Source organism: Aerosakkonema sp. BLCC-F183, assembly GCF_041929145.1.
GTDB lineage: Bacteria > Cyanobacteriota > Cyanobacteriia > Cyanobacteriales > Aerosakkonemataceae > Aerosakkonema.
In genome coordinates, this window is sequence record NZ_JBHFNU010000105.1 from 1 (window position 1) to 25218 (window position 25218).

Here is a 25218-nt window from a genome sequence, read left to right on the forward strand (position 1 = left end):
GAAATTGTGGGTAAGCTCCATCCCAAACAGGACATTTAAGTAAGTTGGAAAGTGCTTGAGCAGTTAACCGTTTTTTGGGCAGAGTTTTTGAGTTAAAGTATTCAGGAGAATTAGTGAGATACATTTGTTCTTTTTGTGAGACGCTGTGAACCATTTTTAGTGGCGCGTCAGCGCAATTCACCTTTAGAAAAAACTGCCAGACCATAGAAGCGAGGTATGGCAGTAGTAAACTCGATTAATACCAATTAAGAAAACTGCTTCGCGTGTCGGGCAGCTTGACCTCAATTCGAGGAGAAATAAGGGTTTTTAGTTGTGGTAAATTGAGTTCTGGTTCAGGGAAGTCAAGTGAAATATTTGGGTCGAGCAAAGGTAATTCTGAGTGGGAATGAAGAGTTTCTATGGGATTTACACTGTCGGGTAAAGGCAGTGCTTCAAAAGCATAAGCATACCACTGATTTCCACTTCTCGAACGCTGGGGAACTAAACTAATGCGAGTGAGATAATTAAGTAAATCCTTCTGTTGAGTTTTGTAATTGAGAAAGGGTCGTAAAGCATCAGATTGTCCACTGTTGAGCAAAGCAAAGCTCCAAGAAAGTTCGCGATCCAAAAAGCACAAATTAATCCAATCCTGAGCAGGCTTCTTGGGAAATGGTTGTCCGTATACTGGGGGAGTAGCATGGAGGATAACAGCATCCAAATAGTCGGGAATCTCTATCAAACTGCTGTAAGTCTCTTGGTAAATTTTGCCAGTGGCTCGGTTAAATCGGTAACGACGAATTTTCATGGTTTTCATCCTAGAAAAACTCCCAGCTTTTGTGGAAGGCTGGGAGCTTTTTTGATGAGAGTGTGGTGCGGTGTAGTAATAGAAGCGTGGAAAATTGGAGTTTATTGCCAGGAAATTTCTCTCTCGATATTACCATTGCGATCGAGGTTTGATACTTGACCCAGCTGCTCAATCGGCGCTGCTAGTTCCGCCCCGCCCGATGTAGCCCATTGGCGTAAGGCTTCGAGTTCTTCGGTATCATTGCGGAACTGGGCGGGCTTACGGTTAAGGAGAGCTAACAAGCGATCGCAATTTACCATTCTGGGACTCCCGTTAGCAAATGCCTCCGTCGCAGCTTCTTTGACAATGTTGCGAATCTCAGCCCCAGTATAACTAACAGAGTTTTCTGCTAATAGCTCAACAGATTCACTTTCTGCTTCAATCAGATAGTGTTCCATCTGAACTTTCCAAATCTCCGCTCTGGTTTGGCAACCAGGTAAATCAACGTAAAATACCTTAAATCTTCGCAACATCTCCTTAGAAAATCCCCAAGGACGATTTGCTGTCGCGGCGACTATCACATCCGCCTTGTTCTCTTCTAACCAAGTTAGCAATGTTCCTACCATACGAGCGGTAGTACCCCCATCGGTATCAGAGGAACGTTGGGTAAGCTGCTTATCCATTTCGTCAATCCAAAGCAGACAAGGTGCAAGTGCTTCTGCTTGTTGCAAAATGTTTCTCAGGTTAGCTTCACTACTTCCAAGTTCTTTGGACATCAGTTTCCCCATATCTAGAGTGAGACAGGGAATGCCCCAACTGGCGGCTAGTGCTTTGACAGACAGAGATTTACCCGTGCCTGAAACGCCCACGCAGAGAATATTTGAGGGCTTTTCGAGATTATGGGCAGCGCGGGCGGTGCTGTCTAACAGCGGCAGTTGTAGGGTAGCCCAAGTGGTAATTGCTGGAAGTCCCTGAACTGCTACGTCGGGTGCTGGTGCAAAGCTGACACCTTTAGCTGCCAAGTGCTGCTTTTTGATTTCAAGCATTTGGTCAATTGCTTGCGGGTTGATGCCCCGGTGAGAGATGGCAGCTACTTGTAAAATATCGTCAATGCCTTCTGGTGTCATTCCTTGCAAAGCACGAGTGAGATGTCCAAGTTGTCGATCGCACAAGGTCATCTCAAAGGTAATATTATTCTGTCTGGCATTAGCACTTAAATTAGCCAGTTTGTGTTGCTTAAGTTGTTCTACTTCCGATTCATTGGGGAGTGGGTTAGTCATTTCCCAAACTAAATCTTTGAAGTAGCTAGGAATGTTTAGTCCTTGGTGGCTCAGAATCAAGCGATGCGGAGAACGTTTGAGGTCAAAGAACAAATCTTGAGCCAACCTAATCCAATCTCTGCGAGAATCGGGTTTAGCAATGAATTCTAGGAAATCCTTCGCGATGATGAGAGTTGGGTTGGTTTCTTCATTGATAAGGCTTTCTAGGTGCTTGATGAAGGTCACAATGGGATGAGCTTCAACTTTGACTCCGTTGGTAGTAGATTTGTCGATTCTAGTGATGATATTTCTCTCGGTTACGGGAGTCAGTGTCAGAAATTGATGCCCGCAGTCCCATTGGAGAATCGTTTGGTAGCGTTGGTGTAAATCTACCACAATTTTATCGACTAAAGCGGGTTCAGAAGCGGCTGGAGTATCGACAGTAACCGTAGCGATGCCAGCCCTCAGCCAAATACACAGTTGGTCGGTATCAAACATAGTTGAAAGCCCTTTTTAAAATAGGGATTGGGCAATTTCCCAATCCCACAACAGCAAAGAAACTCTGATTTAGAGATTGATTTCGGTAGTTGTATCTACAGAGACCGATGGCTCAAAATATTCCTCTTTAACTTGAATTTGAGAAACACCAAGTTGATTGAGAGGTGCTGTTATTTCCGTGCAAGAATCGCCAGTTACGTTGAGGACTTCCACTTCTAATGGTTGTCCTTTGCGTTGAGTAATTTTGATTTTGGTTGGTGCTGACATGAGTTCCTTCTAGGCGTAAATATCGACTTTTTTGGTGAGGGTGGTGGTCATAGTTCCATCATCATCGGTGATGGTTTCTTGTGACCAAAGATGTGCGGGATAGTGGATGTTAATGAAAGCGGCGTTATGTGCAATTTGCACTTGTTCTAGGAAATCTTCCACATTTTCAAAATGATTGCCTAGAAGATTTCTGTCAAAATCCCAAGGATCGATCGCGGCTTCGTAGCAGTTTTGATCGGGATTCCAGCGAAAGCCAATGTCAATTAAGCCTTGTAGCTGTGTGCGTCGGATAATAATGTTGGCTTCTTGTCGATCGGCGGTATCGTAGTTATTAATCAGAGCTACAGGATTTTCATGACTTTCAATCTCTGGTGTAATTCCTATTTTCTCCAAAAGAGCTTTGAGTCCTTCTTGAAGAGCTTGTCGATTTGAGAGAGTAGTTTTTATCGTGGAAAAGTGACTCATTTTAAGCTAAGTATTAGGTGAGGAAATCTACTATGAATAGTGGCGCGTCAGCGCTTTAGTATTAGATATATTTAGGTAATTTTTTGGCGTGGATGGGCCAAAAAATCATAGGTGCAAAGTATCTCCAGCAGCATCCTCAACCTCAAGAAAAGCTAAGAAGCTGGTAGATATTGCCATACAAATGCTATTTTGGGGAAATATTGGTATCTCTCCGACTATGACTAAATCCCAAATCGCTGTCAGGATTCCGCCATCCCTCCATGCACAGCTTAACAACTATGTCAAGCAAACTGGCTCGTCAAAAACTGAGGTGGTGGTCAGTGTGATCGCTCAATATATCGGCTGTGCAGAGATTGTGCCGTTGATGCAGCGGGTGGCAGAACTGGAAAGCCAAGTTGCAGAGCTACGCGCTTTGGTGAAGAAATAGTTCTTTAAGGAGGAAAAGAAATGAGCGATCGCCAACGGTTAGTAGATTTAAACAAAAATTTGCAAATTCTCTACGAGAAGCTGGGCGAGTTTGAACAGGAGCTAATTATCAGCGCTAGTCCTCCTACTAAGTTTGAACTCAAACAGCGAATTAAGCGCGAGATTTTACCCGACCTGCGACGATATGAAGCAGAGTATTGGGAGCTTTATCCACAGGAAGCCATTCTCATTTCTGACGAAGAGGCGGCAACTCAACTGGTGAAAGTGGAGCAAGCTGTGGGAGCGATCGAGCGTATCCCCCAGGCTGAGTATCCCCCAGAACTAATTACCCTATTGCAAGAAATTCGTGCCAAGTTGGACGAAGGAGACAAAGCAGCATCAGCCAAGTTGAAGATAGCACTGCCTCTAATTCCAGCGATCGCTTCTTACGAGTTGGAAATGGATACAGAAGGATTCATGTACAAAGCTTGGAAGTCAATTAAGGCAATGGTGCGGAGATAAAAAGTGTCTTTAGAAAGGCTAGAACAGGCACTAAAAAATTGGCAAGCTAAACTTGCTGAGTTCGAGTATGAACTGTCGATAACTTCCAGTGCAGAACAAAAGTTCGAGTTAAGGCAAAAGATTAAGGAATGTGAAGCAGAAATCCAAAGATTGCAAGCGAAAATTAACTCAATTTTGTTAGGAGCTTCATCTCCTCAAACTAAATTAGATATGGAACAGGCTCCTGTCACCACAGAAGTCGAACTCAAAAGCTCCAAAAGCATTGATTTTCCTCTTACTAACCAAATTGTAAGTAACTCAACAGAAACCAAAACACCACCTTTATCTATTCCTAACGAAGTTCTTCCACTAGATCCTGCGGCCAAAATAGTATCTTATTCTTCTGTGGCTACATCAGCCCCCGTTAAAATTCACGAATTCAGTACGGGTATACATTTCCAGGGAACGCCTAATAGCTGGGTGTCATACGGATTTAGAGTTACTGAACAGTGGATGAATTGCACAATTGCTAATATTCCAGATACAATTAAACGTTCAATTGCTAATCGTGAACTTGAGGCTTCTGATAATTATGTCAGCGACGATCCGGCAATAATTGGCCGTGTGGTGCCGGGATTGGGCAGCGGAGAGCCTGATTGGTCAGTTATTGCCGTAGTTACGCGAGGTCGAGACGATATTGGACGCAGCTTTTCTCTATATCGTTACTTTTTCTGCGAAGGATCAGATAGCCTTTGGAAAATTCTGAGTTGGATTGAGTATCAGCGGCAAAATCACCAAATGCCTGTGTTCAACCCATTTGATGTTAAAAATGTAAATCAACCTAATGAATGGATTATTTCTGCTAAACCGCCAATTTCTTTACCATCTAAACTTTTATCTTTACTCAAAGCCCCTGCACCTATTCTTATTCCTGTTGGGCAGCCATGCACTGCATTAATAATTAACGAATTGGTAACTAGAAAAGCTGCTAATAAGCCTGTAAGTTGGGCTTTTAATGTCGAAGCACTAAAGGAACCTTCTCTCTTTCAGGTCATTTACCCAGCCAGTTCTAGCGCCTACGACCGTTTCGAGAACGCGATAGCTAGAAAAGTTATAGTTACTGCACCAATATTAGCTGATGTAGCTGATAAACAAGCTATAAAACTTTTAATTAGAAGTTTTATTAACAATTCCACTGTCAACTCTGAATATCTCCAAGAACTCGCCAGAGCGCTAGGGAATTCACAGATTCCTGAAAGCTACTGGAGGGATATTTTTGACGAACAAGGGGCTAACAATGCTATAAAGCAGGGAATCTATAGTCCGCAGATGGTGCGGCTGTTGATTTTGAGAGCAATTGCAGTTCCCCAAACTTTACCGGAATATTTGATTTGGTTAGAGAAGGGGAATAAACAAAATGATTGCCATCTAGTAGCTGCTCAGTTTGAATCTCAATTCAGAACCCTTTTAGATCAAATTCCTAGCATAAAGCCAAATGTTGAACTCAAAATTAGTGAGGGATTCCAAGCTGTTCTATCCCTGTTACTTGAGCAAAAAATATATCCCGAAGCTGTCAATAAGTTAATTGAGTCACCCAACGGACTTTGGGCAAAATTTTTGCGTCAGTTTATTAAGGATATAGATCATGATTTGAGTTTAATGAGGCAGTTTGCATTAGGCCAGCCTAGTCCGCCTTTTAAACTTATAGATCCTTCTTGGCAGAGTATCTGGAAAGACTTACGAGTATACTGGCGGCAACTTTCTTATCCCTATCAAGAGAAATATCAGCCGCTAGCAGAGCTTTTTGAAAATTTAGATGTTCCCAAGATTGCTGCGCTTTTCTACCATGTAGGATATCGTCGAGTTCCCAAGAAAATTTTCTATCAGCTTGGAATTAAAAGTCTAGATACACAAATCTATGGAATTATGGTCAGGAGAAAAGTAAGTTTTCTAGAAGTATTACTGCGAACAATAACCGCATTAGCGATGACACTTGTACGTCATGCAAACTCTAAGATTTTCTAATTACAGAGACTCATCAACGTCTCTTGGGAAGTATATCGAGAACGACTGCTTCCACTACCGCAATGGAAATAAGTAGCAAATCGGCGTAAACTTTTTGTCAGTACCAACTGTGATAACATCTCAATAGCTTCCGCAGCAACTCGTTGATTGATAAACAGACTCTGAGCATTCATAGCCGCTATTTCTGCACAGGATAAATGTTGAAGAGATAATTCCTCTGGTTGTGGAACAAGCAAGTCGGGATGTTGAAAACACGGAGATGGAAGATTAACACAAAAGTTAGGATGATCCAGGTCATTAAACGCTCTTTCTGGCTCAAAATCGTTAGTTGAACCAAGCAAAACCTGTCCGGCGGGAACTCCTTGACCAAAATTACCGCAATCCATCCACCAAACTTTTGGAAGTTCCCGATTGGCGTGATAATAATCTATTGAATTCAAACTTTTAGCAAGTTCTGTTCTAGCTGCACCATTATCAACACAACCAATCAAAATAATCAGTTTGTGCCATTGTCGTTTCACCATTTCCACAGAGAAGGAATTAGCGTAAGCACCCAGCTTTATCCCATAAGTAAGGCTATAACGAGTTGCTAAAACTTCGGCTTTGTTGAAACCAATATCCGCAGCACAAAAGTTTTGACGCGGTACGTTAAGGTTATCCACTACATCAAAATCAACCAAAGTTCCTGACGCTGCAATACCACCTTTCTCTAAAGCTAAGTAGTCGGACATAAATAATGTTAACTGTCCTAAGTTTTAGAAAGATGCTCAATCAGGCTGCTGGCAACGATCGCAGAAGTTTTACAAAAGTTAACACAGTATCGTTTACTTTTGTCCGACTACTTACAATTAACCTTGCTAACATCGGTGCTAGAAATCCTCCCGTTCCCCCACATCCAACCAGGAAGAATTGGATTTGTTGGTGAGGAGTTAGGAGAATAGGGAGTGCATTATGGTATGAGGAGTCTGACATAATCAACTAAGGTAGCGTCGTAAATTTTTGCTGGTATATCGAAAACCAAATGAGTGGGAATTTCCCAAAATACTTGATGGTAAATTCCCACTCTCACCCGCAATGTTGGTTGGCTAAAAATTGTGCCGATGACCCCATATATTTTGAATCCTGATTCCTCAGAGTCATCTTGGACAGAAAAGTTAGCAGGTAATACGTGGTGACTGTGGATTTCTATCAAGACATTGGGAGAACTATCTAATCGGGTAACAGTTACCTGTTGGTTAATTTGGGCTGGAATTTTAAGTTTCCAGGCTTGTTCGTAGCACAAATGAAAGAGTATTCCATTTGGTGCTGCTTGTTGAGAAAGTTGCAATATTTCTTCTAGCAATTCACCAGGAACTAGAGGATATTCGAGATGAAACTCAGGTTCGATTTTTTCTAGTCCGGGGATATTACATTCAACCAGTGGTGCGATCGCACTCAATCCATCTCTCATGCCTCGGATAAAAACTCCGTTACCTGCTAAAATGAATTCGTACATGGAGGCGTTGCAGGCAGGTAACGGCTTTTTCTGAGCAACTAAGTAGTTAATTAAAGGTGGTTGATTCATAACTTTGTTTCACCATGAATTCGATGATTTCTCCAATGGTTTTATGGCGACTGGGGTAATCAACTAAATCCCGCAACGGATAACTCCGTTTTTGATATTTGTGCAGGTAATTTAGTTGTTTTCTGATATCCGATCGGAATGTTTTTGATTTGCCAGCAACGCTATCGCCATTGAAGGGACTTCTACCAAATAGTTCCCATACAAATTCAATACTCTCACTGCTAGCATCGGGGATGGGGTTGTTGCCAAAGCAAATTCCTCCCGAAGTATTAATATTGGGTAATGGTGCGTGGAATCCTTTGGCATTTGGGTCAAATAGCTTGGTTTTAACTGCCCAAAGGAAATATTGACGACCGATACCCATTAACACTAATCCAGGTAATGGTATAGAAAGAATTTGGTTTTGGCTATCGCCAGTAAAGCTAAGTTGATTATTGCTTGATGGCGGAATAAATTTGACAATGAAAGTTCCTTTGGTAGTGCTTCCCCATCTGACAATACCATTGGGAAAGAACCCAGAATCTACTGGCAATTGAGAGAACGCATTTCGGACAGCTTCTGATGAGATGAATTTGGTAAAAATTTGGTCATCTTGGTGGTATCTTAGTAGATATTGTCCTTCAAGTATGTAGAGGGAAGCGAGGATGTCTTTAGGTGCGATCGCATTTATAAACGACCGACTTTCTAAGTTGACTAAATTCATAACTTGGCTGGGTTTGCATCATTCCAAAGTTGGATAGTGGCAAGTTTATTTTGGTTACTTTCTTTCAACCAGAGACAAAGTAATTCTGCTTTTTGGCAGAAGTCTTCTGCTAATAACCAATCAGCAGCGAGGATAGAAAGGTTTGATTGCGACCACTCAAAATATAAAGTAGATTCTTCAGTTTCATCAAGCCAAATACTACCCGTACTGTAGTCGATAATACTAATAGCTTCATAGAGATAGCATAAAGGTTCCTCTGCTTGACTACATAGCTGCTTGAGTTGGTCGAAATCAATTCGATCGATGGTAATTACTGAACCTGGATTTATGTCAAAATGAGTTGACCAGTTATCTTGCAAATACGCTGAGTCATACAGACATATTAGGAATTGTTGACTCAGATCGAATTCTTCTATTTCCCTTTGGTAGAAATCGAGTTCTTGAGACCAAAATGGGATGAAAGGTAGTCTTTCATCCCATTCAAAGCAATCTAAACCAAGTGGAAATAGTTGAGAATTAACCAATTCTAAGAATTCTACTTCTTTGGGAGAATAAGGACAGCTAGAAACCTGTGGAAAGAAAGATGCAGTGGATTTTTTCCATTTATCTGGAAAGGTTTCTTTGTACAGAGAAAGTAGAACGGTACTTTCTCTCAGTTGCGTTAAATAATCAAGTCCCTGTCCGACAGAAACAGGGACTTGATGAGGTTGAAGTTACCTTTAGTCCCTACCTTTTTGACGATTTCTATATGTTCTTCACCGTCTACAACTTTCCTGGATATAGTTGCATTGGCTACATCTGGATAGAAAGGTAGCAAGGTATTCACGATGCTTTCATCTGTTGCAGATTGTTCGGGAGTAAGGGAGATTCTTTGACCTTCGAGGATGACTATAGCCATAGTTTAAAACAAAGTTAGTTGGTGTTTTTGAGGAAAAGTAGTGGCTGTCTGAGTGGATGAAGGAACTAGAGGTGGTGCTTCCACTTTTCGTTGTTTATAGTTCTTTGAGATTTCCTCAGCTTGTTGTTCTTCTGCTAACTTCAACGCCGCCGCTTTTCTTTCAGGTAGTTCTGCTTCTAATTGAGATAACATTGAGTTAACTAGAGTGGGTAGTTCTAACTCGTCTACGGTGGTACTGGTGATGATAGGTGGAGAGTTTTTGATGCCTACAGCTATTACCACATTTCGAGGCCGATCTGCATCAGTTTTGGGTAATAACTGAATGTGAATGACGATGGTGTTCTGGTTAAAATCGTATTGGGTTTCTAGGTTTGACATAATTGGGTTGAAAGTGTATTTATATTTTTCTTTCCTACCTTCTGCATAAAAGCTTTATGCCTCCTTCATTTACAATGTTCAAGCCAGTATAATAGTTGGCTTAGTTGTTCTGAATTTAATTCAAACCATTCTCCTTTTTGTCTGAAATATGCAAATTTGTCATGTGCCGCTTTTTCTAAAGACACTGCATCACGGGAGAAGAAAGTTTTCACAACTGTTAATTGAACAGCACAGGATGTCTGTAATGCCTTTAGGCGTTTCTGGAAGTTGGTGGTGCGACCAATTTTGTAGAGGTTACTTAACCCGGAACGCACTACGTATATGTATCCATTGCGGTCGGTTGTTGCATTGATTTCGGACAATTCACAAATTTTGCGTTGATTCAGCTTTAGGCAAATTATTCCTGCTAGCAACAATTCTGGTTCACGGGGATAGTCAACTTGGATTAAGCATGATTTCTGCAAAACCTCTAGGGAATTTTTGATCTCATCAATGGGTGCTTTGAGTGCATCAGATAATGCAGTAATACTAATGAATATTGGATGACAAGAATCTTGGTTTTGAATTGTCAGTAATTCTAGCAGGAGACATACAGCTAAATGGTTACAGTAGATACCGGATGGACTGGTTGTAACGATACTGGTATACCATGAATTTAGATGCAAATTGGCATTCATTTTTTGGCTATCTATGCAGATGTTTGGTTAATTCCCAGTTCGCTACAGTTTGCAGATGTCGCAGTCGTGCGTTGAGGGTTTTTTGGCGAGGAAATTGAGCCAAATAAAAATACTTGGCTTTCATTTGATTGTTTAGGTATTGGATTTCGGGATGATAGTTGGGTTTTAAGTCGCTCAAATGTCCCAGTTCTTTTTTGATTCTTCGCCACCAAGAACGTGCTACGGCTTTTGATGCAAAGCCTACGATAGCCTGGTAGAATTTGCGATCGACACTAATTTCATAGCCTATTTGGTCAGATATTTTTACCAACACTATGGGGCTGATGAAATTCTGTTGTATTTGTGCTAAACTATAGTTATCTGTGCTTTTCTCATTTTGCCACTGGATTGATACTGGTTTCTCAGATTTAGGCTCTAAATTTACTACAGTGCCAAATTGATAATCGTAGGTACTATGAGGGCTATTGTGCGAGCGGTTAACTGTTTTGGGAGTAGATTGGACTGTGCGATCGCCTATTTTAAAGCCAAAGATTCCGATTGCACTTTTCTGCTCATCTAAATATGAGGAAAAGGCAGTTTTCCATGCAGCATCTTTATCTGTTTGGAGATAGTCTTTACCTTGCAAGTATTCGCTGCGATCGAACTGGTTTCTTAGATGAAATTCTATTTCTGGATTCTTGTGAATTTGTTCGAGAATATCTGCTGGAGAGTTGAAAGATATCCATAGAGAAATAAGGGTTTTGAGTTGATGGTAATTTAGACGCTTAGCTGCTTCTAGAACTGCTCTTGAGGGTAGTTCGTTCACACAGGCGAAGGGGATACCTGGAAAATTTTCGAGGGGGAAAATCCATTCTTCAGATTGATTAAGCAAGTGATAACCATCTGCATTGATTTCTTTTAGCCAGAATAGTGTTTCTGTCCATTGGAATAGTTCATTGTTCTCTGTAATTACCAAAGTGCCTGCTGGGATGGTGAGTAAGGTTTTTTGAGGAATAAACAAAGGTAATGGCTCTATTTTTAGCGCCATTAAATCATCTAGGGAATACCAAAATTTTAGCTCGGTTTTCTCAGTTTCAGTTGACCACCAATGAATTTGGATAGGGGTGTGCGAATCTGGGATAATTTTGTTGACTATGCCAAATTTCTTGCCATTGGTTACTAGCGTTGCCTTATGAAAAGGTGCTGTGGGAGATGTGGGTTTTATGGGAGCTAAGATTTTAATTACTTTATTGGTGAGAGTGGTTGTGTTTAGTTGGGAAAGAATGGCAGGGATAGATAGGGAAAAGCTTGACAAATTGGGAGTAATACGAGTCGGTTGATTCCTGTTTTGATTGGGAAGAGACATATTGAGAAACTTGGCATCAATGTCTAATGAAAGAAGTTAGGAAAACCATTGATGCCAAGCGCGTCAGCGCTATTTTGTCCCGCTTATACTGGAGAAACAATAAATTCGTTTAGACGCGGAAGTAGTCGTTGGTAACAAAGCGGTGGTGGTAGTTGGGGAATTGAAATACCTTGGATTAAGAAGTCTCCGTTGTCTCCTCCGAACCAAACTAAAACTAAAACTTTCCAATTAGGATCGTATTCAGCTACGCGGCGTGTTGTTTCTGTGTCTGGCCATTTTCCTTCTAGTAAAGCTTGGAAGTTACTGCCGTTTTCTCCTATGTAAAAGCCGAGTAGAGTATCTAAGTTCCAGTGGGGTTGTTTGTCAAGGTTTTTGGATGATAGTTGGTTATGGGAACTGTTATCAATTGTTACGCATCCTCGACCTTCTTCTAGGTAGCCTTGCCAGCCAACGGCGGCGAGTAATTCGTAGTTTAAAGTGAGAAAATGCAGGCGATTTTGGTCGTCGTTTAAGTAATATGGATGGTGATTTGGGGACATGAATTATGAGTGGAGAGCGTAGTAATGTAGGGTGCGATCGGTGATTCCAAAGCCTCTAAAGCTTTCCCACTTGTATTGGCATTCACCCCTTTGATATTTGCTACTTAGTTGACTCCAAGTATCCCAATCAGGTAGGAGAGAATGACTGATGTATTTGAGTGCCATACCGATGAAAATCCACGCTCGATAGTTGTCTGCATAGTGGGGATGGATTACTTCTAGCAGTAGTCGGGCGAGTGTAATGCTGGTTGTACAGGTATTTCTTGATGGGCCAACTATGATGGATTTGCGATCGCCAATCGGGATAATCGTTTTAAGTTCTTTTGATGAGTGGGGTTTTGGTTGGGGTGTAGTAAGTAGTTGTACGATCCAATCGGGTGCTGGTGATATTGGGGTGGTATCGGGTCTGTGAATCCAGCGGTAATGACCTGTTAGGGGATGGGGCGATGGGGGGAGAACTGATTGATGTCCTTCGCCACGAAGTTCAAGGGCTTCACCTGGGGCTGTGGTAATTCGGCGCGATTTGAACATCTTTGGCAAAGAAGGAAGCGTAAATAGATATTGTGCTCTCCCCTCTCTTCCAGAAGTGAAGGCGACAGTAGAAGGTAAACCCTGACCGCGAGATAGTTGATCGACTAAAGCTATTGCACTATTACCATCGATATCAAGTGCTAGTAGAAATTCTGTTTCTGTCTGACCGCACAGTAGTCCTATGCCAGGAGGTGTTACGTAGTATGGTTGGCGAGCTTTTCCTAGTACTGCAACAGCTCCTCTGTCAGTCAGAGAGTTAATCATTTGAAGCGGTGAGAAAGGGTGTTGTTGCCATGAGTATCCCAGTGGTTGTTTGTTGTCATTGACAGCGACTATGCGCCAATGAGGTGGGATAATTTTTAGGGTATCGAGTAGTTTTTGAGATATTGATGAGCTAGCATTCATATGGAAATTTAAAGCATTGTTGGAAGCTGTTTGTATAAAAAGTTTTGGAAATTTTAATTATTCCAGTTAATTATTAACATAATCAACTGGAATTAAAATCAAATTAGGTATAACAATTGGTATAATTTGTATATACAATATTTGATGTTATTAGCTTACTAATAAAGCGCGTCAGCGCTTTGGAAAAAATATTTATCTCAATAATAAAGTTTCCTACCTACTTAGCGTTTAGGGCGATCGCGTAACGAAACAGGTTGCACAACCAACAAAATCTGCTAATTTGGGTTGAGTGTCTTTGCTCGTCAGGCGAAAGCCGTCAGCGATCGCATATTATTGGTGACGACTACCTGCACCCAGAGCGATCGCATCTAATGGATTGCTTGACAAATTACACTGAATGTATATTGGCTGTCACTATTGTTTTGTAAAGGCTTGCTATAGCTTGGCCGATCTTTTGTGAAGCTCAAAGTACGCCCTGGAATATCTGTGTACACCAAACTGCTTTCGTGCAGAGCTTTCCAGCTTGTGGAGGAGATGAGGGGTGCGATCTCGTACCATTTGGTACGAGGTTAAGCTCTAAAAGGGGGTAACGCAGAAAGCTTTTATCCAGAAAGCAGAGGTTAAGAGGAGCAAAAAGAAGTAAATATCCTAAAAAAGCTTATATTTGCCTTCTAACTTCAAAAATATCCTAAAAACCATTTTTTATTCTTCAAATCCTACCTTCTGACTCGAAAGTACCATTAATGGGTTGTGAGCGATCGCGGAAGGTGTTCGATCTGATTGAAACTAAGAGAAAAAAGTACACTTATTGCGTTTTTAAGCTAGAACGCTCAGCGCGAGAGCCTTTTAGAGTAAAATCCCGTACTTGGGTTGAATCTCCTTCATATTTGCTCGACCAAGCTATATCAAATCTTTACAAAACGATACTGACAGTCACGAAAGAAAAAGGGTAAATTAGAATAAAATTAGAAAAAATACACCCCTCTTTAGATAGGTATATGGGTGCTGCTAAATCCAGTGTAAATACTTAGTTAGATAGATGCCTATATACTTATCTTGAAAAACAACCCCCAGCATTGCCCTATAACTTGCCACCAGCTGCCTGGAAATTTGGCACTTGCTACCCATGCAGTTGACCTCACTTATAAGCTTTTGTGTTGTTCGCTCACACTACGTCCGCACAAAAGCTTGTGATTAGTTACCCGATGCTATGCCAGCGTTTCTTGAAACACTTAATCGCATAGTCGTAAAAATTACCATTTTGGTGAATAAACAAGATGCCAACACTTCCCTTAATCATTTCTGACGAAACTCTCCGAGATGGCGAACAGCAAGCAGGGCTTTTCTTCCCTTACGAAACTAAAAAAACTTTAGCTAAACTCATCAGCCAAACCGGAGTCCACCAAATAGACATAATGCCAGCAGTTCACGACACGGAAGAACATTTACTAAAAACCTTAGTGGCAGAAGGTAATAGGAGCATTATGATGGCTGCCACAATGGTAGGTAAACAATTTATCGACCAGGCTATTGCCTGCGGAGTAGAACGAATAATTCTCTTCTATGCTGTTTCAGACCGTCTTTTACTTTTAAGAGATGCAGAAGTCCGCAATTTTATAGCACCCCTAGAAGAAATAAAAGATAATAATCTCCCTAATGAACTTGTCCGCCGCGTCCGCGAGAATATGATTAATAAAGTTCTGGAAAATCTACGCTACGCGACAAGCCCAGAAATTGGTTTAAAAGTAGAGTTTGCTGCCGAAGATGCCAGTCGCGCCGATTTTAACTTTTTAGTAGAGTGCATTCGCTCATTCCAACCCTACATCGAACACTTTGTCTTCTGCGACACGATGGGCATCCTCACTCCAGAAAAAACTTATATATGGGTGCGCGACCTCCTAGAAATGACCGATAATGCAGCTTTGGGAGTACATTTTCATAATGATTTAGGTATGGCTCTCGAAAATACTCTTCAGGCTGTCATCGCGGGAGCTTCAATGATTTCAGGCACGTTTCTAGGTATCGGCGAACGCGCGGGAAATATTCCACTAGAGCAAGTTTTAAATGGACTCAAATGGCGCTTTGGAATAGAAGTAGAGGGGATTAATTATCAAGCACTCTCTGAAGTGACAAACTATCTCGATTTTCTAGGAGTTCGTCCCGCTCCCCCTTACTCTCAAGCAGCCCTTCGTCACGAAAGCGGCATTCATGTAAATGGCTTTTTACGCGACCCCGACAGCTACCACATTTTTCCTCACGCCTCACCTGAGATTTGGTTTGGCAAATGCAGTGGAGCTAGCAATTTTCAATATCTTTTTGAGAAGCAATTAAACCAACCTCTTTCCCTTCAAGAATATAACCGAATGCGAGATAAAATTAAATCTTTTTCCATTCAAGAACAACGTTGTTTTTCGCCGGAAGAGATAGTCTCGCTATTCAAACAAGGATTTTTCAATGATTAAGCTGTATCGCGTAGTAGCACTGCCGGGGGAAGGCATCGGCCCAGAAATAGTAGAAGCTTCCTTAAAAGTTCTCCAGCATTTAGCTCAACTAGAAGGCTTTTTTTTAGTTATTAATAATGCCTTAATCGGACAACCTGCCTTTGATGAATTTGGAAATTTTTTCCCACTACAAACCGCACAAATATGCGAAAACTCTGATGGAATTCTATTCGGAGCAGTGACAAAAGGTGGTATACTCGAACTTCGCCAACACTTCGACTTCTTTTCCAACCTTCGCCCCGTGCGTCCCTTTGAAACTTTATTGCATAAATCCAGCCTCCAGCCCCAAAAGATTCAAGGACTCGATATCTTGTTCGTGCGGGAACTGGTAAGCGGAATATATTTTGGCCCATCGGGACGAGAGCAAGACGAGAATGGGTTTTATGGCTATCACACCATGAAATACTACGATTGGCAAATTAGCCGCATTGCTAGAGTCGCTCTCCAAAAGGCTAAAGAACGCCGAGGTTTACTTACCGTCGCTCACAAGGAAAATGCTCTCCCACAAATACCTTGGAGTCGTTTAGTACAGGAGGAAGCCAAGCATTTCCCAGATGTTGTAGTAGAACCGATGTTAGTAGATAACTTAGCCATGCAACTGGTACGGGAGCCGAAGCGATTTGATGTGATTCTGGCTGGAAATCTATTTGGGGATATTCTCAGCGATATTGGAGGGGCGTTAGTAGGTTCTATAGGGTTGTTACCGTCTGCTAGTATTAACGATCGAGGATTCGGTCTTTATGAGGCTATACACGGTACAGCACCAGATATTGCTGGGAAAGGTATTGCTAATCCGTTAGGAACGATGGGAGCAGTTGTATTAATGCTCCAGCAGTGGGGAGAAACCCATGCTGCTACTCATCTAACTCAAGCAATAGAAAGAGTTTTAGCTTTGGGCTACCGCACGGCTGACTTAACTCCCCAAGGTGAAGAAATCTTAGTGAACACAGCAACTTTAACTGAACTTATAATTCAACAACTATCTGAGCTAAGCTGTCACGCATCTAAATTAGTTATTGAGATTGCAGGGGGGCAGGGGAGCAGGGGAGCAGGGGAGAGGATTAGAGGTAGTTCTTCTGTTTCCCAATAATCAAATTTAAATGCGGAACAACTTAGCTTTGGCAAATAAAGAGTAAGAAAACGTATGAAAACCGAACCGAAAGTGTTAATTCTTGGAGATGATATTAATACCGATGATATTATACCAGCTAAACGGTGTACTACTGCCGACCCGGAATATTTAAAACAGTATGCTTTTGAACATTTGATAGGCGAAGGAAATCTTCTGGGCTATGACGAAATTGTAGCAGGACGCAATTTTGGCTGCGGTTCTAGCCGAGAAAATGCGCCCATTGCTATTAAAGCTGCTGGTATTCAAAAAGTCCGCGCTCATTCTTTTGCCGAGATATTCTATCGAAATAGTATCAATATTGGTCTAACGCTAGAAATTGATTCCCAATCTCAAAGTAATCCAGTGGTTGAAGCGATTGTGAGTGCAGGGGGTTTAATTCCTTTTAATCAAAAGCGACAAAAAGGTGAAATTTCTCTTCCTAAAAGTCTAACTTCTGCTAGGGCAATGACTATGGCAGAAAAACTTTTGGCACGGGCTTCTGGGAACGAGTACGTACAGCCGGGGGAAACAGTTTTTGTTAAGGTCGATTTAGCGATGTCTCACGATGCTGTAGCTGCACCTGTTGCTAAGGTTTTTCACGAGCATTTTGGGGAAGATGCTAAACTTTGGGATGCGAATCGGGTTGTTTTAGTAGCGGATCACTTTATCCAAGTTAACGATCTGCGAGTAGACCCGAAAGCTACTTTACAATATTCGGAAATGGTGCAGTTTGCACGATCGCAAAGTTGCCATTTATTAGATGTAGTTTCACCTGGAGAAGCGGCGGGTATTTGCCACGTTTTACTGCCGGAAAAGGGTTTTATTCGTCCGGGTATTATTGTAGCAGGAACGGATTCTCACACTTGTACTTATGGAGCTTTTGGCTGTTTTTCCACTGGTGTGGGAACGACGGATATGGCGAATATTTTTGCAATGGGGGATATGTGGGTGCGAGTTCCGACAACCCTACTTTTTCAACTTGAAGGAACTTTGCCCGAATATATTACTGCTAAGGATATTATGCTGTTTATCCTTGGCAAAATCGGCTGTGATGGTGCTGCGGGTAAGGTGATGGAATTTCGAGGGAGTATTATCGACCAGATGCCAATGGAAGAACGCATGACTTTATCTAATATGGCGATCGAGTGTGGTGCAATGTGTGGTTTAATTGCTCCTGATGCCACAACTCGTCAATATTTGCAAAGCTGCGGTCAAGATTTATTTGAGGAAGTTGTTAGTGATTTCGATGCTGATTATGAAGATATTTATCAGTTCGATTTAAGCGATTTAGAACCACAAATTGCTTGTCCTCCTAAACCCGATCGAGTAGTTGGAATTAGTGAGTTAGGAGAAGTACCTATTACTAAGGCTTTTATTGGTTCTTGCACGGGAGGGAAACTTTTCGATTTGGCGCAAGCTGCTGAGGTACTCAAAAATCGTCAGGTAGCCCCTGGCGTGAGTCTTTTTATTGTGCCAGCTTCCTTGGAGGTGCGTCAAAAGGCTGAGAATTTAGGGTATATGCAAATATTTGAAGCGGCGGGAGCGACTGTTCTCAAATCAGGTTGTGGTGCTTGTATTAATGCTGGACTTGGAGTGTTAAATAAGGAGGAAACGGGGGTTTATGCTACTAATCGTAATTTTAAAGGGCGGAGCGGCGATCCAACGGCGAAGAACTATTTAGCTTCTCCTCGCGTGGTCGCTATTTCGGCAGTTGAGGGGAACATTAGCTCTCTCCTTACTGAGGAGTTGTGAACTGACTCACTTAACGGCATCGGGCAATTCATCTTGCACAAACCGTGTTGTAACTTAAACCAAGAGATGGCCACTTTTAGAGTAAAAGCTGACCACCTCTAGAAGGCTGAAATAACCTTTTTCCGTTTTTAGTTTAAGTTATTCTTCTTTTGTTACTCTCCGGTAGGCTGATCCCTAGAAGCCTCATGAGGCAGTAAATACAAGCTATCCTATTAGAAAAAAAAGGGTCTTGGATTTGTTATTAGAAAATAATCGCGCGATCGCTCCTTAGACAGAAGCTCTAGAATCCAGAAATGGCAAGAGTTTTCGGAGAGTGACAGAAAAGAGTTATACGACAAATATTAAGCAAAAGGAACCGAGAACAGGAAGCCACCCTCCGTATAAGGCACCTCCAGAGGATTTGGCGGAAAACCAGGGAAATTCCGTTCTACAAGCTGACTCCAATTGCCCACTGCCGAAATCGCATTCAGCGCGAAATTATTCGGCAACCCCAAGCTTTCTCCTACATTTCCTTCCACACCTAAAAATCGGCGGAGAACGGGATCGGAACTATTAATTTGCTGACCGACATTTTCGGAAGTTAAACCCAGTTCTAAAGCTTCATAAAGGGCATAAGTCACCCCAGTCACCACATCCTTCCACTGGGATTGATTTTCATCAACCACCATCGCTAAAGGTTCCTCTCCCAACACCTCTGGTAGTGGCTGATGCTGGGTTCGCTGTTCCAGAGGTAAGGTGACAAGACTTGAGAGAATCAACCCACCATCCCCCGTGATGGCATCCAATTCCCCATTGAGATAACGCTGGAATATAGTCTGAAAGTTATCCAAAGCGACGACTTCCGCATTAATGCCCGAAGCACTCAGCTTTTCTCGTAACCGAGTTTCAGAAGTAGTCCCTGCACTGACACCAATTCGACGACCTGCAAGCTGTTCAAAAGAGGTAATTCCGCTACTGGTTGGTGTCACCACATATTGAGCGTCATAAGCATTAATCGGCGCAAAATCCACCCCCAACAGCGCATCCCGTCTCAAATTATGAGTTGCATTGCGACTCGTAACATCTACAATCCCATTCGCCACATCGCTAAAACGTTGCGCCCCCGTTGGCTGAATCACAAACTCCACCGCATTGGGGTCGCCAAACAGGGAAGCTGCCAGCGCCCGACCCAAATCCACATCAAAACCAGTTAAATTACCGTTAGCATCCGCAAAACCCAGTCCCGGCGCGTCATTTCTCACCCCGACGCGCACTTTGCCCCGCTCTAAAACTTCCTGCAAAACGTTGCGGTTGTCGTTATTTATTAACGGCACGCTCACTTTATCTGTCCCTGAAAAGGGAGGATAATAAAGCAAACCTCCAGGTTGAACAAACATCAGTTGATTCAGGTTGCGAGGCAACACTTGGGGATTGAAATTGCGATTGTAAATCTCTTGGTAGTTACCAACTTGTTGAATAACTTTCAAAGCAAAATCATTCTCAATTCCTAGAGATTCCCCTAAATTCCCTTGCACTCCCAAGAATTGCTTAACATCACTATTTCCATTCAGAAATTCATTCACATTCTGGGAGTTAATGCCATAAACTTCAGCTTGAATGGGAGCATTCACCACCCAGCGCACCACATCAGCCCATTCCGACTGGTTTTCTGGTACGATAAGTCCTAACGGTTCTTTAGAAATCGCCTCATTCAAGATAACTTGATTCCCTGGATTGGATAAAGTAGGAATGCGCGAACTCAGAACCCCGCGATTAATTGAAACTGCACCGATTTGCCCTGCATCGTAAGCCGCAAACAGAGTATCTTCAGAAGAAAAGGTTTGAATATTGAGGGTAATTCCCGCACGTCTAGCCGCATCTTCTAAGTTTTGCCCAGAGCGCGTTCCTGCTAATACTCCAATGGTAGTTCCAGGCAACTGCTGAACCGAAGTAATCTCACTATTGGCACGCACCAACACACCTTGGGTATCGAAGAAAACTGTCGGTGAATAATCTACTCCCAAAGTAGCATCGCGCAGAATACTATTAGTTGGCAGAGTGGCGGCGATATCGACGGCACCACTGGCAACAGAGTTAAAATCTTGTCCGGCTTCTACTACTACATATTCAACAGCATTGGGATTACCAAACAAAGCAGTAGCTATGGCACGACTAAAATCAATGCCAATCCCACTAAAAGAACCATCTGCTTCCCGTTTACTAAATCCCAAAGCATCATCGTATACGGCTACTCGCACTTTACCGCGATTTAAGATTTCTTCTAGTTTATTACCAGGTCGAGTTGCACTAGCAACTGCGGCGCGAGTTTCCCTAGCACCATACTTTATATAATGTGACAATCCGCTAGTCAAAGAACCATTAGCGACAGCTTGTGCCACATCTGGGTTATAGTCCAGATAAAAGTTTTCTTTGAAGGATATGTGGGGAGTTCTGCCTTCAAAAAATCCATATTTTAGCCAATGTTGAAAACCGCTGGTAAAGAAACCGTTGGCAACAGCTTGTGCCACATCGGGGTTTTCTTGCAGATAAGTCTTTTCGTTAAAGTTTGGGATGCCGGAAACTGCTAGGCGACCTTCTGATGCTCCAAATAAAGCATAATGTTCTAATCCGCTGGTAAACTCTCCTTTGGCGACTGCTCGTGCGACATCAGGGTTAAAATCAAGATAAAAGCTTTCTTGGAAGGATATTTGTGGAGTTCTGCCTTCAAAGAATCCTAATTTTATCCAATGTTGGAAACCGCTGGCGAAAGTTCCGTTGGCGACTGATTGTGCAACGTCGGGGTTTTCTTGCAGATAGGCGTTTTCGTTGAAATTGGGTATAGTCATTATCTGGTTAATTGCGTGGTTTGTGTGATTAATTGGCTGGATTTACTATCAATACCTATATAGGTTTCTGATTTGATTATACATATTTTTAATTTAGTCATCTATCTAAAGATAGATATAATATATTTCTTAAGACAGATTTTTGTCAATAGCCAATATTTAAAGTTTTATAAAGATAAATTTTTATTCTTTTTATGACTCAGGCAGACCGAAAACAAAGAGAACAGAAAAAAGTACGCTGATTGCTAAATCAAGCTGAAAGGCTCTATACAAGAGCGTTTTTGGAGAGAATCCTAACCTTGGGCTAAATTACTATTTACGCTATGAAAGCATTGACTACTCAATGGCATCGGGCAGTTCATCTTCCACAAACCGCAAGCGCGGATATCGGTAAGCGGCAACTGTTACCACGATCGCTATAATTTCCATCGTAATAAATAGCAGACCAATACCGCGACCCGGCCCGACACCAATGATTTTTCCGACGCTTCCTGCTAATAAACCGTTAGCAGCCATTAAAGGTTCAAAAATTCGATCGGCTAAGGGGCCAGCCACAACATAAGCGAGAGGGATGCACGAGAAACAAATCATTTGGATTGTAGCAAAGACCCGGCCTTGAATATCGGGAGCCACTTTTCGGAGTAAAATGGCATTAAAATATCCTTTTCTGTTACATCATGTCCTGTTGATTACCCATAATTTATTCCTCTTCCCCTCTCCCCTCCCACTCCCTCTCAAGAAGCAAATTATGGTTAATCCATCGGACATGATATTACCTATTCTTTCTGTAAACACCGATAAAATTAGGCAATTTTCAGGCCGGATTAACTAAAATGAAAAAATATCTGAAATGTCATCTTTCTTAGTATATCATCACCTTTGCTCCTCCACTAGAAAACTTTTCTAAACCTGTTATTTCTCAAGCCTGACTAAAAATTCCCAATTATAAATGTCAGGATCGTCAACTTCTAAAATTTCCTTTAGATTGGCGGTTGCTATATCAGAATCATCAAAAACCACCTCAAAGCTGAGTCGTTTAAAACCGACTTCTTTAAAAATTCGGTTTAACCGCAAGGGAGTATAATATATCTGACTCCACATCCCGTCGCTGCGAGCGCTACGGGCTAAATCAAGTTGTCCATCAGTCAACCAATGAGCTTTAGATTGAATTAGATAGGCAATCTCCAAATCACAAAAAATAGTAGGAAAAAAACCGTAAAGCCTACCACCTGGTTTGAGAACTTTATAAAATTCCCCAATCATCTGACGATTTTTATCATCTTCTGCTGAAAGAACTGAATTCACAACAAGAACATAATCAAATTTTTCCTTCCAATCTGGGTATTCTTCCGTTAATTTGGTAGAATCAGCTACTTGAAAAATTAATTGTTGATTTTTCAGCCTTGTATCTCCATTAGTCTCTTGCCAATTATTTTGGGCTAGTTCGATAGCAGTTTCTGAAAAGTCTGTACAGTAAACTTGCCCAATCTGAGGGCAGAGAGTTAGCAAGCTTTTCTGAAGCCTTATTTCAGAACCACAACCGGGAATCACAATTTGTATGTCCGGAGAATTTGGAATTTTAAAATCTGGCGATTGATTAGAGGGATTTATCAGGTTTTCGCAAATTTGAGGATCTTCTGTCAGGCTGTAAATATGCTTTGAATAATTTTGGTGAACTATATTCCAAATACCTTTTTCGTCCTTCAAAGATTCTGAGGCAGAAGGATAGGGGGGAATGAGCCATTTACGTTCGTTTGTGTTCATAATTGATTCACTTGCAAAATAATTATCAGACAATGAACTTGATTTTATACTTGAGAGTAGAGCGTTTTAACTCAAGCTCTTCTCAATCCACTTGTGCTAGCTCGAAGCTCGTTTTGAGTTGTGCAGCTAATACCTGTACGTGGGGCGTTTGCATCATTGTCATGTGGTTCCCTGGAATAACATAAGTTTCCTTAGCCGTAGAAAACTTGCTCCAGCCTAATGTTGGATCTTTTAGCAACTCAAGTAGCTCCTCCATAGCCGCATCAATAGGAGCGATTTCACTGGCGCGGAAAACAGAAATTCGAGTTGGAAGTACCTGTTCTGGACAATAATTACGATGGGCTTTAGTATTAGCCTTGTAAACTTCCAACAAGCCCCTGAATGACTTACTTGCTACATCTTTAGGTAAGAAATTCAACTCAGTCCATTTTTCTTGCAGATAATCCAATTGTTCTTCTTGAGTGAGGGAAGTGAGAGTCTCTTTGGATAACTCCCATTTGGGATAAAACATATACTCCATATAGTTGGCAAACTCAGTAAAATCTAGCTCATCTTCATTAACTCCAATTGGCTTTTTACTAACAATTGGCGCTACAGTATCCATAATTGCGACAAGAGCAACTTCATGCCCCTGTTTCTGCAACTGCTGGGCTATCTCAAAAGCAACTACACCACCAAACGAATGTCCTCCGAGCAGGTAGGGGCCTTGGCTCTGAACAGTTTGTATGGCTTCAATATAGCAGGCAGCCATATCTTCCACTTGCGTGAAAGGTTCTGATTCCCCATCAAAACCTCGTGCTTGTAGACCGTAAAACGGTTGGTCAGAACCGAGATGACGCGCTAGCTCGTAGAAGTAAAGAACATTTCCACCAATTCCAGGTACGCAGAAGAAAGGTAGCACAGAACCGTTCGATTGAATCGGTATCAAGGGAGAGCAGTTACTAGAATCTCTTGATGAGCGAAGATGAATCGCTAGTTGTTCGATTGTTGGACTGGAGAAGATTGTTGCTAAAGGCAGATTTTTTCCAAACTGCTGTTCAAGACGTGCCATCAGGCGTACAGCTAAAAGAGAATGACCTCCCAAGGTAAAAAAGTTGTCTTGAACTCCCACAGGATATAAACCAAGAATCTCTGACCAAATTTGTGAAAGCTGTAATTCCAGAGTGTCGTGGGGGGCAACAAAACAGGTTTCATTCCAGAACTTTAAACTATCTGGTACGGGTAGGGCGCGGCGGTCTACCTTTCCGTTGGGTGTCAGCGGCAATGCTTTCATCAGTACAAAAGCGCTCGGTATCATATAGTCTGGTAGCTTTTGTTTCAGGTAATCGCGCAGGGAACCACTCAAAGTGCGCTGAAGAGTTTTCCACAAGTCTTGAGCGTCCAACTGATAGGCTAAGCTTTGGTCAATGAGAGCCTGTTCGTCTGGTGTAAGATGAAAGCAAATCCTGGCCTGTGGTGGACGCGACCAAACTACTGTCCCAGAAAGCCAGCGTGGTTCGCTCTCTCCAGGCAGTTGCAGGAACAGGCGGACGCCCTTACCTCGATCGATAGCTGGCACCCCCACCAAAGCAATGCCGCCAGTTGATATATCCTCTGTGCGGAGGGAGATCGTCTTACCGTCTAGTTCTAGTTGGCATTCACTGTGATAAGGGACGCGCTCTGGGATAAGCTTAGAGACGACATAAGCAACGAGGCTCTTGTTGCCAGGAGTGTCTTCTCGGTCAATGACTGCCGCTTGGAGCACGTCAGGATGTTGTGCCAGTACCGCTTCAATTTCTCCGATTTCGATGCGAAAACCGCGAACCTTCACCTGCTTATCAATACGACCGATAAATTCTATGTTGCCATCTGGGAGATAACGAGCATAGTCGCCAGTTTTGTAGAGGCGTGAAGTGGGAGAATCACTAAAGGGGTTGCTTTTGAACCGCTCATTAGTCAAATCGGGACGGTTGAGGTATCCCCGTGCTAAACCAGCACCACCGATATACAACTCACCCGGAACGCCAATCGGTACAGGCTGTCCGTTCCGATCTAAGATGTAA

Annotated in this window: 26 protein-coding genes; 7 read left to right on the plus strand and 19 right to left on the minus strand. The window is 42.2% G+C overall.

All coding sequences use genetic code 11. The features are described from left to right. Positions 1 to 235: 235 nt before the first annotated feature. From ACE1CD_RS31055 to ACE1CD_RS31070, 4 genes are all read right to left on the minus strand, one after another. Positions 236 to 784, minus strand: a complete 549-nt coding sequence (locus tag ACE1CD_RS31055; protein ID WP_374827255.1) for a hypothetical protein — start codon at positions 782 to 784, stop codon at positions 236 to 238. A gap of 101 nt (positions 785 to 885) precedes the next feature. Next, positions 886 to 2520: an AAA family ATPase gene (locus ACE1CD_RS31060; protein ID WP_374789611.1), complete on the minus strand. Its 1635-nt coding sequence runs from the start codon at positions 2518 to 2520 to the stop codon at positions 886 to 888. Between the two features lie 69 nt (positions 2521 to 2589). Beyond that, entirely contained in the window at positions 2590 to 2787 is a 198-nt protein-coding gene (locus ACE1CD_RS31065; RefSeq protein WP_374789613.1) for a DUF2997 domain-containing protein, read from the minus strand. Positions 2788 to 2796: 9 nt separating this feature from the next. Next, positions 2797 to 3252: a hypothetical protein gene (locus ACE1CD_RS31070; RefSeq protein ID WP_374789615.1), complete on the minus strand. Its 456-nt coding sequence runs from the start codon at positions 3250 to 3252 to the stop codon at positions 2797 to 2799. 217 nt (positions 3253 to 3469) lie between these two features. Between ACE1CD_RS31070 and ACE1CD_RS31075 the strand changes: the two genes are divergently transcribed. Genes ACE1CD_RS31075 through ACE1CD_RS31085 form a run of 3 tightly spaced genes read left to right on the plus strand, consistent with a single transcriptional unit; the run spans position 3470 to position 6183 of the window. Further along, entirely contained in the window at positions 3470 to 3679 is a 210-nt protein-coding gene (locus ACE1CD_RS31075) for a hypothetical protein (protein ID WP_374789617.1), read from the plus strand. 20 nt (positions 3680 to 3699) lie between these two features. Next, positions 3700 to 4179 carry a hypothetical protein gene (locus ACE1CD_RS31080; protein WP_374789619.1) on the plus strand — a complete coding sequence of 160 codons (480 nt, stop codon included), beginning with the start codon at positions 3700 to 3702 and terminating at the stop codon, positions 4177 to 4179. A gap of 3 nt (positions 4180 to 4182) precedes the next feature. Further along, positions 4183 to 6183 carry a hypothetical protein gene (locus tag ACE1CD_RS31085; RefSeq protein WP_374789620.1) on the plus strand — a complete coding sequence of 667 codons (2001 nt, stop codon included), beginning with the start codon at positions 4183 to 4185 and terminating at the stop codon, positions 6181 to 6183. Here the strand turns inward: ACE1CD_RS31085 and ACE1CD_RS31090 are convergent. The 11 genes from ACE1CD_RS31090 to ACE1CD_RS31140 all read right to left on the minus strand — a co-directional run bounded on the left by ACE1CD_RS31090 (position 6180) and on the right by ACE1CD_RS31140 (position 13223). Next, positions 6180 to 6914 (minus strand): ThiF family adenylyltransferase, encoded by a 735-nt coding sequence (locus ACE1CD_RS31090; RefSeq protein WP_374789622.1) that lies wholly within the window; start codon positions 6912 to 6914, stop codon positions 6180 to 6182. The two genes, ACE1CD_RS31085 and ACE1CD_RS31090, sit on opposite strands and share 4 nt — an antisense overlap. A 40-nt stretch (positions 6915 to 6954) precedes the next feature. After that, entirely contained in the window at positions 6955 to 7155 is a 201-nt protein-coding gene (locus ACE1CD_RS31095) for a hypothetical protein (RefSeq protein ID WP_374789624.1), read from the minus strand. Then, a complete protein-coding gene (locus tag ACE1CD_RS31100; protein ID WP_374789626.1) occupies positions 7133 to 7747 on the minus strand; it encodes a hypothetical protein in 615 nt (204 codons plus the stop codon). The genes ACE1CD_RS31095 and ACE1CD_RS31100 overlap by 23 nt, the downstream gene beginning before the upstream one ends. Next, positions 7725 to 8450 carry a hypothetical protein gene (locus ACE1CD_RS31105; protein ID WP_374789628.1) on the minus strand — a complete coding sequence of 242 codons (726 nt, stop codon included), beginning with the start codon at positions 8448 to 8450 and terminating at the stop codon, positions 7725 to 7727. Before ACE1CD_RS31105 ends, ACE1CD_RS31100 begins: the two co-directional genes overlap by 23 nt. Next, positions 8447 to 8974, minus strand: a complete 528-nt coding sequence (locus ACE1CD_RS31110) for a hypothetical protein (protein WP_374789630.1) — start codon at positions 8972 to 8974, stop codon at positions 8447 to 8449. The genes ACE1CD_RS31105 and ACE1CD_RS31110 overlap by 4 nt, the downstream gene beginning before the upstream one ends. 137 nt (positions 8975 to 9111) lie before the next feature. Next, complete coding sequence (locus tag ACE1CD_RS31115; RefSeq protein ID WP_374789632.1) at positions 9112 to 9348, minus strand: hypothetical protein; 237 nt, start codon at positions 9346 to 9348, stop codon at positions 9112 to 9114. 3 nt (positions 9349 to 9351) lie between these two features. Further along, positions 9352 to 9726 carry a hypothetical protein gene (locus ACE1CD_RS31120; RefSeq protein ID WP_374789634.1) on the minus strand — a complete coding sequence of 125 codons (375 nt, stop codon included), beginning with the start codon at positions 9724 to 9726 and terminating at the stop codon, positions 9352 to 9354. Between the two features lie 65 nt (positions 9727 to 9791). Further along, positions 9792 to 10403: a GIY-YIG nuclease family protein gene (locus ACE1CD_RS31125; protein ID WP_374789636.1), complete on the minus strand. Its 612-nt coding sequence runs from the start codon at positions 10401 to 10403 to the stop codon at positions 9792 to 9794. Positions 10404 to 10410: 7 nt separating this feature from the next. Further along, positions 10411 to 11748, minus strand: coding sequence for a hypothetical protein (locus tag ACE1CD_RS31130; RefSeq protein WP_374789638.1), 1338 nt, complete (start codon positions 11746 to 11748; stop codon positions 10411 to 10413). Positions 11749 to 11831: 83 nt separating this feature from the next. Beyond that, a complete protein-coding gene (locus tag ACE1CD_RS31135) occupies positions 11832 to 12287 on the minus strand; it encodes a hypothetical protein (protein ID WP_374789640.1) in 456 nt (151 codons plus the stop codon). Between the two features lie 3 nt (positions 12288 to 12290). Beyond that, complete coding sequence (locus tag ACE1CD_RS31140; protein ID WP_374789642.1) at positions 12291 to 13223, minus strand: bifunctional DNA primase/polymerase; 933 nt, start codon at positions 13221 to 13223, stop codon at positions 12291 to 12293. 254 nt (positions 13224 to 13477) lie between these two features. On the opposite strand from ACE1CD_RS31140, the gene ACE1CD_RS31145 reads away from it, so the two are divergent. The 4 genes from ACE1CD_RS31145 (at position 13478) to ACE1CD_RS31160 (ending at position 18587) form a co-directional block, all read left to right on the plus strand. Beyond that, the gene (locus ACE1CD_RS31145; RefSeq protein WP_374789644.1) at positions 13478 to 13651 is read left to right on the plus strand and encodes a hypothetical protein; all 174 of its coding nucleotides are present in this window, start codon (positions 13478 to 13480) and stop codon (positions 13649 to 13651) included. Between the two features lie 849 nt (positions 13652 to 14500). Continuing rightward, positions 14501 to 15685, plus strand: a complete 1185-nt coding sequence (locus tag ACE1CD_RS31150; protein ID WP_374789645.1) for a 2-isopropylmalate synthase — start codon at positions 14501 to 14503, stop codon at positions 15683 to 15685. Next, complete coding sequence (gene leuB / locus ACE1CD_RS31155) at positions 15678 to 16814, plus strand: 3-isopropylmalate dehydrogenase (protein WP_374789647.1); 1137 nt, start codon at positions 15678 to 15680, stop codon at positions 16812 to 16814. The genes ACE1CD_RS31150 and leuB overlap by 8 nt, the downstream gene beginning before the upstream one ends. A 54-nt stretch (positions 16815 to 16868) precedes the next feature. Beyond that, positions 16869 to 18587, plus strand: coding sequence for an aconitase/3-isopropylmalate dehydratase large subunit family protein (locus tag ACE1CD_RS31160; RefSeq protein WP_374789649.1), 1719 nt, complete (start codon positions 16869 to 16871; stop codon positions 18585 to 18587). Between the two features lie 341 nt (positions 18588 to 18928). Here ACE1CD_RS31160 and ACE1CD_RS31165 read toward each other — a convergent pair whose 3' ends face one another. From ACE1CD_RS31165 to ACE1CD_RS31180, 4 genes are all read right to left on the minus strand, one after another. Continuing rightward, positions 18929 to 21412: an amino acid ABC transporter substrate-binding protein gene (locus ACE1CD_RS31165; RefSeq protein ID WP_374789651.1), complete on the minus strand. Its 2484-nt coding sequence runs from the start codon at positions 21410 to 21412 to the stop codon at positions 18929 to 18931. A gap of 336 nt (positions 21413 to 21748) precedes the next feature. Beyond that, complete coding sequence (locus ACE1CD_RS31170) at positions 21749 to 22003, minus strand: hypothetical protein (protein ID WP_374789653.1); 255 nt, start codon at positions 22001 to 22003, stop codon at positions 21749 to 21751. Between the two features lie 321 nt (positions 22004 to 22324). Further along, positions 22325 to 23176 carry a methyltransferase domain-containing protein gene (locus tag ACE1CD_RS31175; protein WP_374789655.1) on the minus strand — a complete coding sequence of 284 codons (852 nt, stop codon included), beginning with the start codon at positions 23174 to 23176 and terminating at the stop codon, positions 22325 to 22327. 82 nt (positions 23177 to 23258) lie between these two features. Further along, a partial coding sequence (locus tag ACE1CD_RS31180) for an alpha/beta fold hydrolase (protein ID WP_374789657.1) occupies positions 23259 to 25218 on the minus strand: 1960 nt, incomplete at its 5' end.

What these genes read in the sequence shown, in the direction of transcription:
- ACE1CD_RS31055 (WP_374827255.1), bottom strand. Translation starts at nt 784, where the DNA reads ATGAAAATTCGTCGTTACCGATTTAACCGAGCCACTGGCAAAATTTAC.
- ACE1CD_RS31060 (WP_374789611.1), bottom strand. Translation starts at nt 2,520, where the DNA reads ATGTTTGATACCGACCAACTGTGTATTTGGCTGAGGGCTGGCATCGCT.
- ACE1CD_RS31065 (WP_374789613.1), bottom strand. Translation starts at nt 2,787, where the DNA reads ATGTCAGCACCAACCAAAATCAAAATTACTCAACGCAAAGGACAACCA.
- ACE1CD_RS31070 (WP_374789615.1), bottom strand. Translation starts at nt 3,252, where the DNA reads ATGAGTCACTTTTCCACGATAAAAACTACTCTCTCAAATCGACAAGCT.
- ACE1CD_RS31075 (WP_374789617.1), top strand. Translation starts at nt 3,470, where the DNA reads ATGACTAAATCCCAAATCGCTGTCAGGATTCCGCCATCCCTCCATGCA.
- ACE1CD_RS31080 (WP_374789619.1), top strand. Translation starts at nt 3,700, where the DNA reads ATGAGCGATCGCCAACGGTTAGTAGATTTAAACAAAAATTTGCAAATT.
- ACE1CD_RS31090 (WP_374789622.1), bottom strand. Translation starts at nt 6,914, where the DNA reads ATGTCCGACTACTTAGCTTTAGAGAAAGGTGGTATTGCAGCGTCAGGA.
- ACE1CD_RS31095 (WP_374789624.1), bottom strand. Translation starts at nt 7,155, where the DNA reads ATGTCAGACTCCTCATACCATAATGCACTCCCTATTCTCCTAACTCCT.
- ACE1CD_RS31100 (WP_374789626.1), bottom strand. Translation starts at nt 7,747, where the DNA reads ATGAATCAACCACCTTTAATTAACTACTTAGTTGCTCAGAAAAAGCCG.
- ACE1CD_RS31105 (WP_374789628.1), bottom strand. Translation starts at nt 8,450, where the DNA reads ATGAATTTAGTCAACTTAGAAAGTCGGTCGTTTATAAATGCGATCGCA.
- ACE1CD_RS31115 (WP_374789632.1), bottom strand. Translation starts at nt 9,348, where the DNA reads ATGGCTATAGTCATCCTCGAAGGTCAAAGAATCTCCCTTACTCCCGAA.
- ACE1CD_RS31120 (WP_374789634.1), bottom strand. Translation starts at nt 9,726, where the DNA reads ATGTCAAACCTAGAAACCCAATACGATTTTAACCAGAACACCATCGTC.
- ACE1CD_RS31125 (WP_374789636.1), bottom strand. Translation starts at nt 10,403, where the DNA reads ATGAATGCCAATTTGCATCTAAATTCATGGTATACCAGTATCGTTACA.
- ACE1CD_RS31130 (WP_374789638.1), bottom strand. Translation starts at nt 11,748, where the DNA reads ATGTCTCTTCCCAATCAAAACAGGAATCAACCGACTCGTATTACTCCC.
- ACE1CD_RS31135 (WP_374789640.1), bottom strand. Translation starts at nt 12,287, where the DNA reads ATGTCCCCAAATCACCATCCATATTACTTAAACGACGACCAAAATCGC.
- ACE1CD_RS31140 (WP_374789642.1), bottom strand. Translation starts at nt 13,223, where the DNA reads ATGAATGCTAGCTCATCAATATCTCAAAAACTACTCGATACCCTAAAA.
- ACE1CD_RS31150 (WP_374789645.1), top strand. Translation starts at nt 14,501, where the DNA reads ATGCCAACACTTCCCTTAATCATTTCTGACGAAACTCTCCGAGATGGC.
- leuB (WP_374789647.1), top strand. Translation starts at nt 15,678, where the DNA reads ATGATTAAGCTGTATCGCGTAGTAGCACTGCCGGGGGAAGGCATCGGC.
- ACE1CD_RS31160 (WP_374789649.1), top strand. Translation starts at nt 16,869, where the DNA reads ATGAAAACCGAACCGAAAGTGTTAATTCTTGGAGATGATATTAATACC.
- ACE1CD_RS31165 (WP_374789651.1), bottom strand. Translation starts at nt 21,412, where the DNA reads ATGACTATACCCAATTTCAACGAAAACGCCTATCTGCAAGAAAACCCC.
- ACE1CD_RS31170 (WP_374789653.1), bottom strand. Translation starts at nt 22,003, where the DNA reads ATGATTTGTTTCTCGTGCATCCCTCTCGCTTATGTTGTGGCTGGCCCC.
- ACE1CD_RS31175 (WP_374789655.1), bottom strand. Translation starts at nt 23,176, where the DNA reads ATGAACACAAACGAACGTAAATGGCTCATTCCCCCCTATCCTTCTGCC.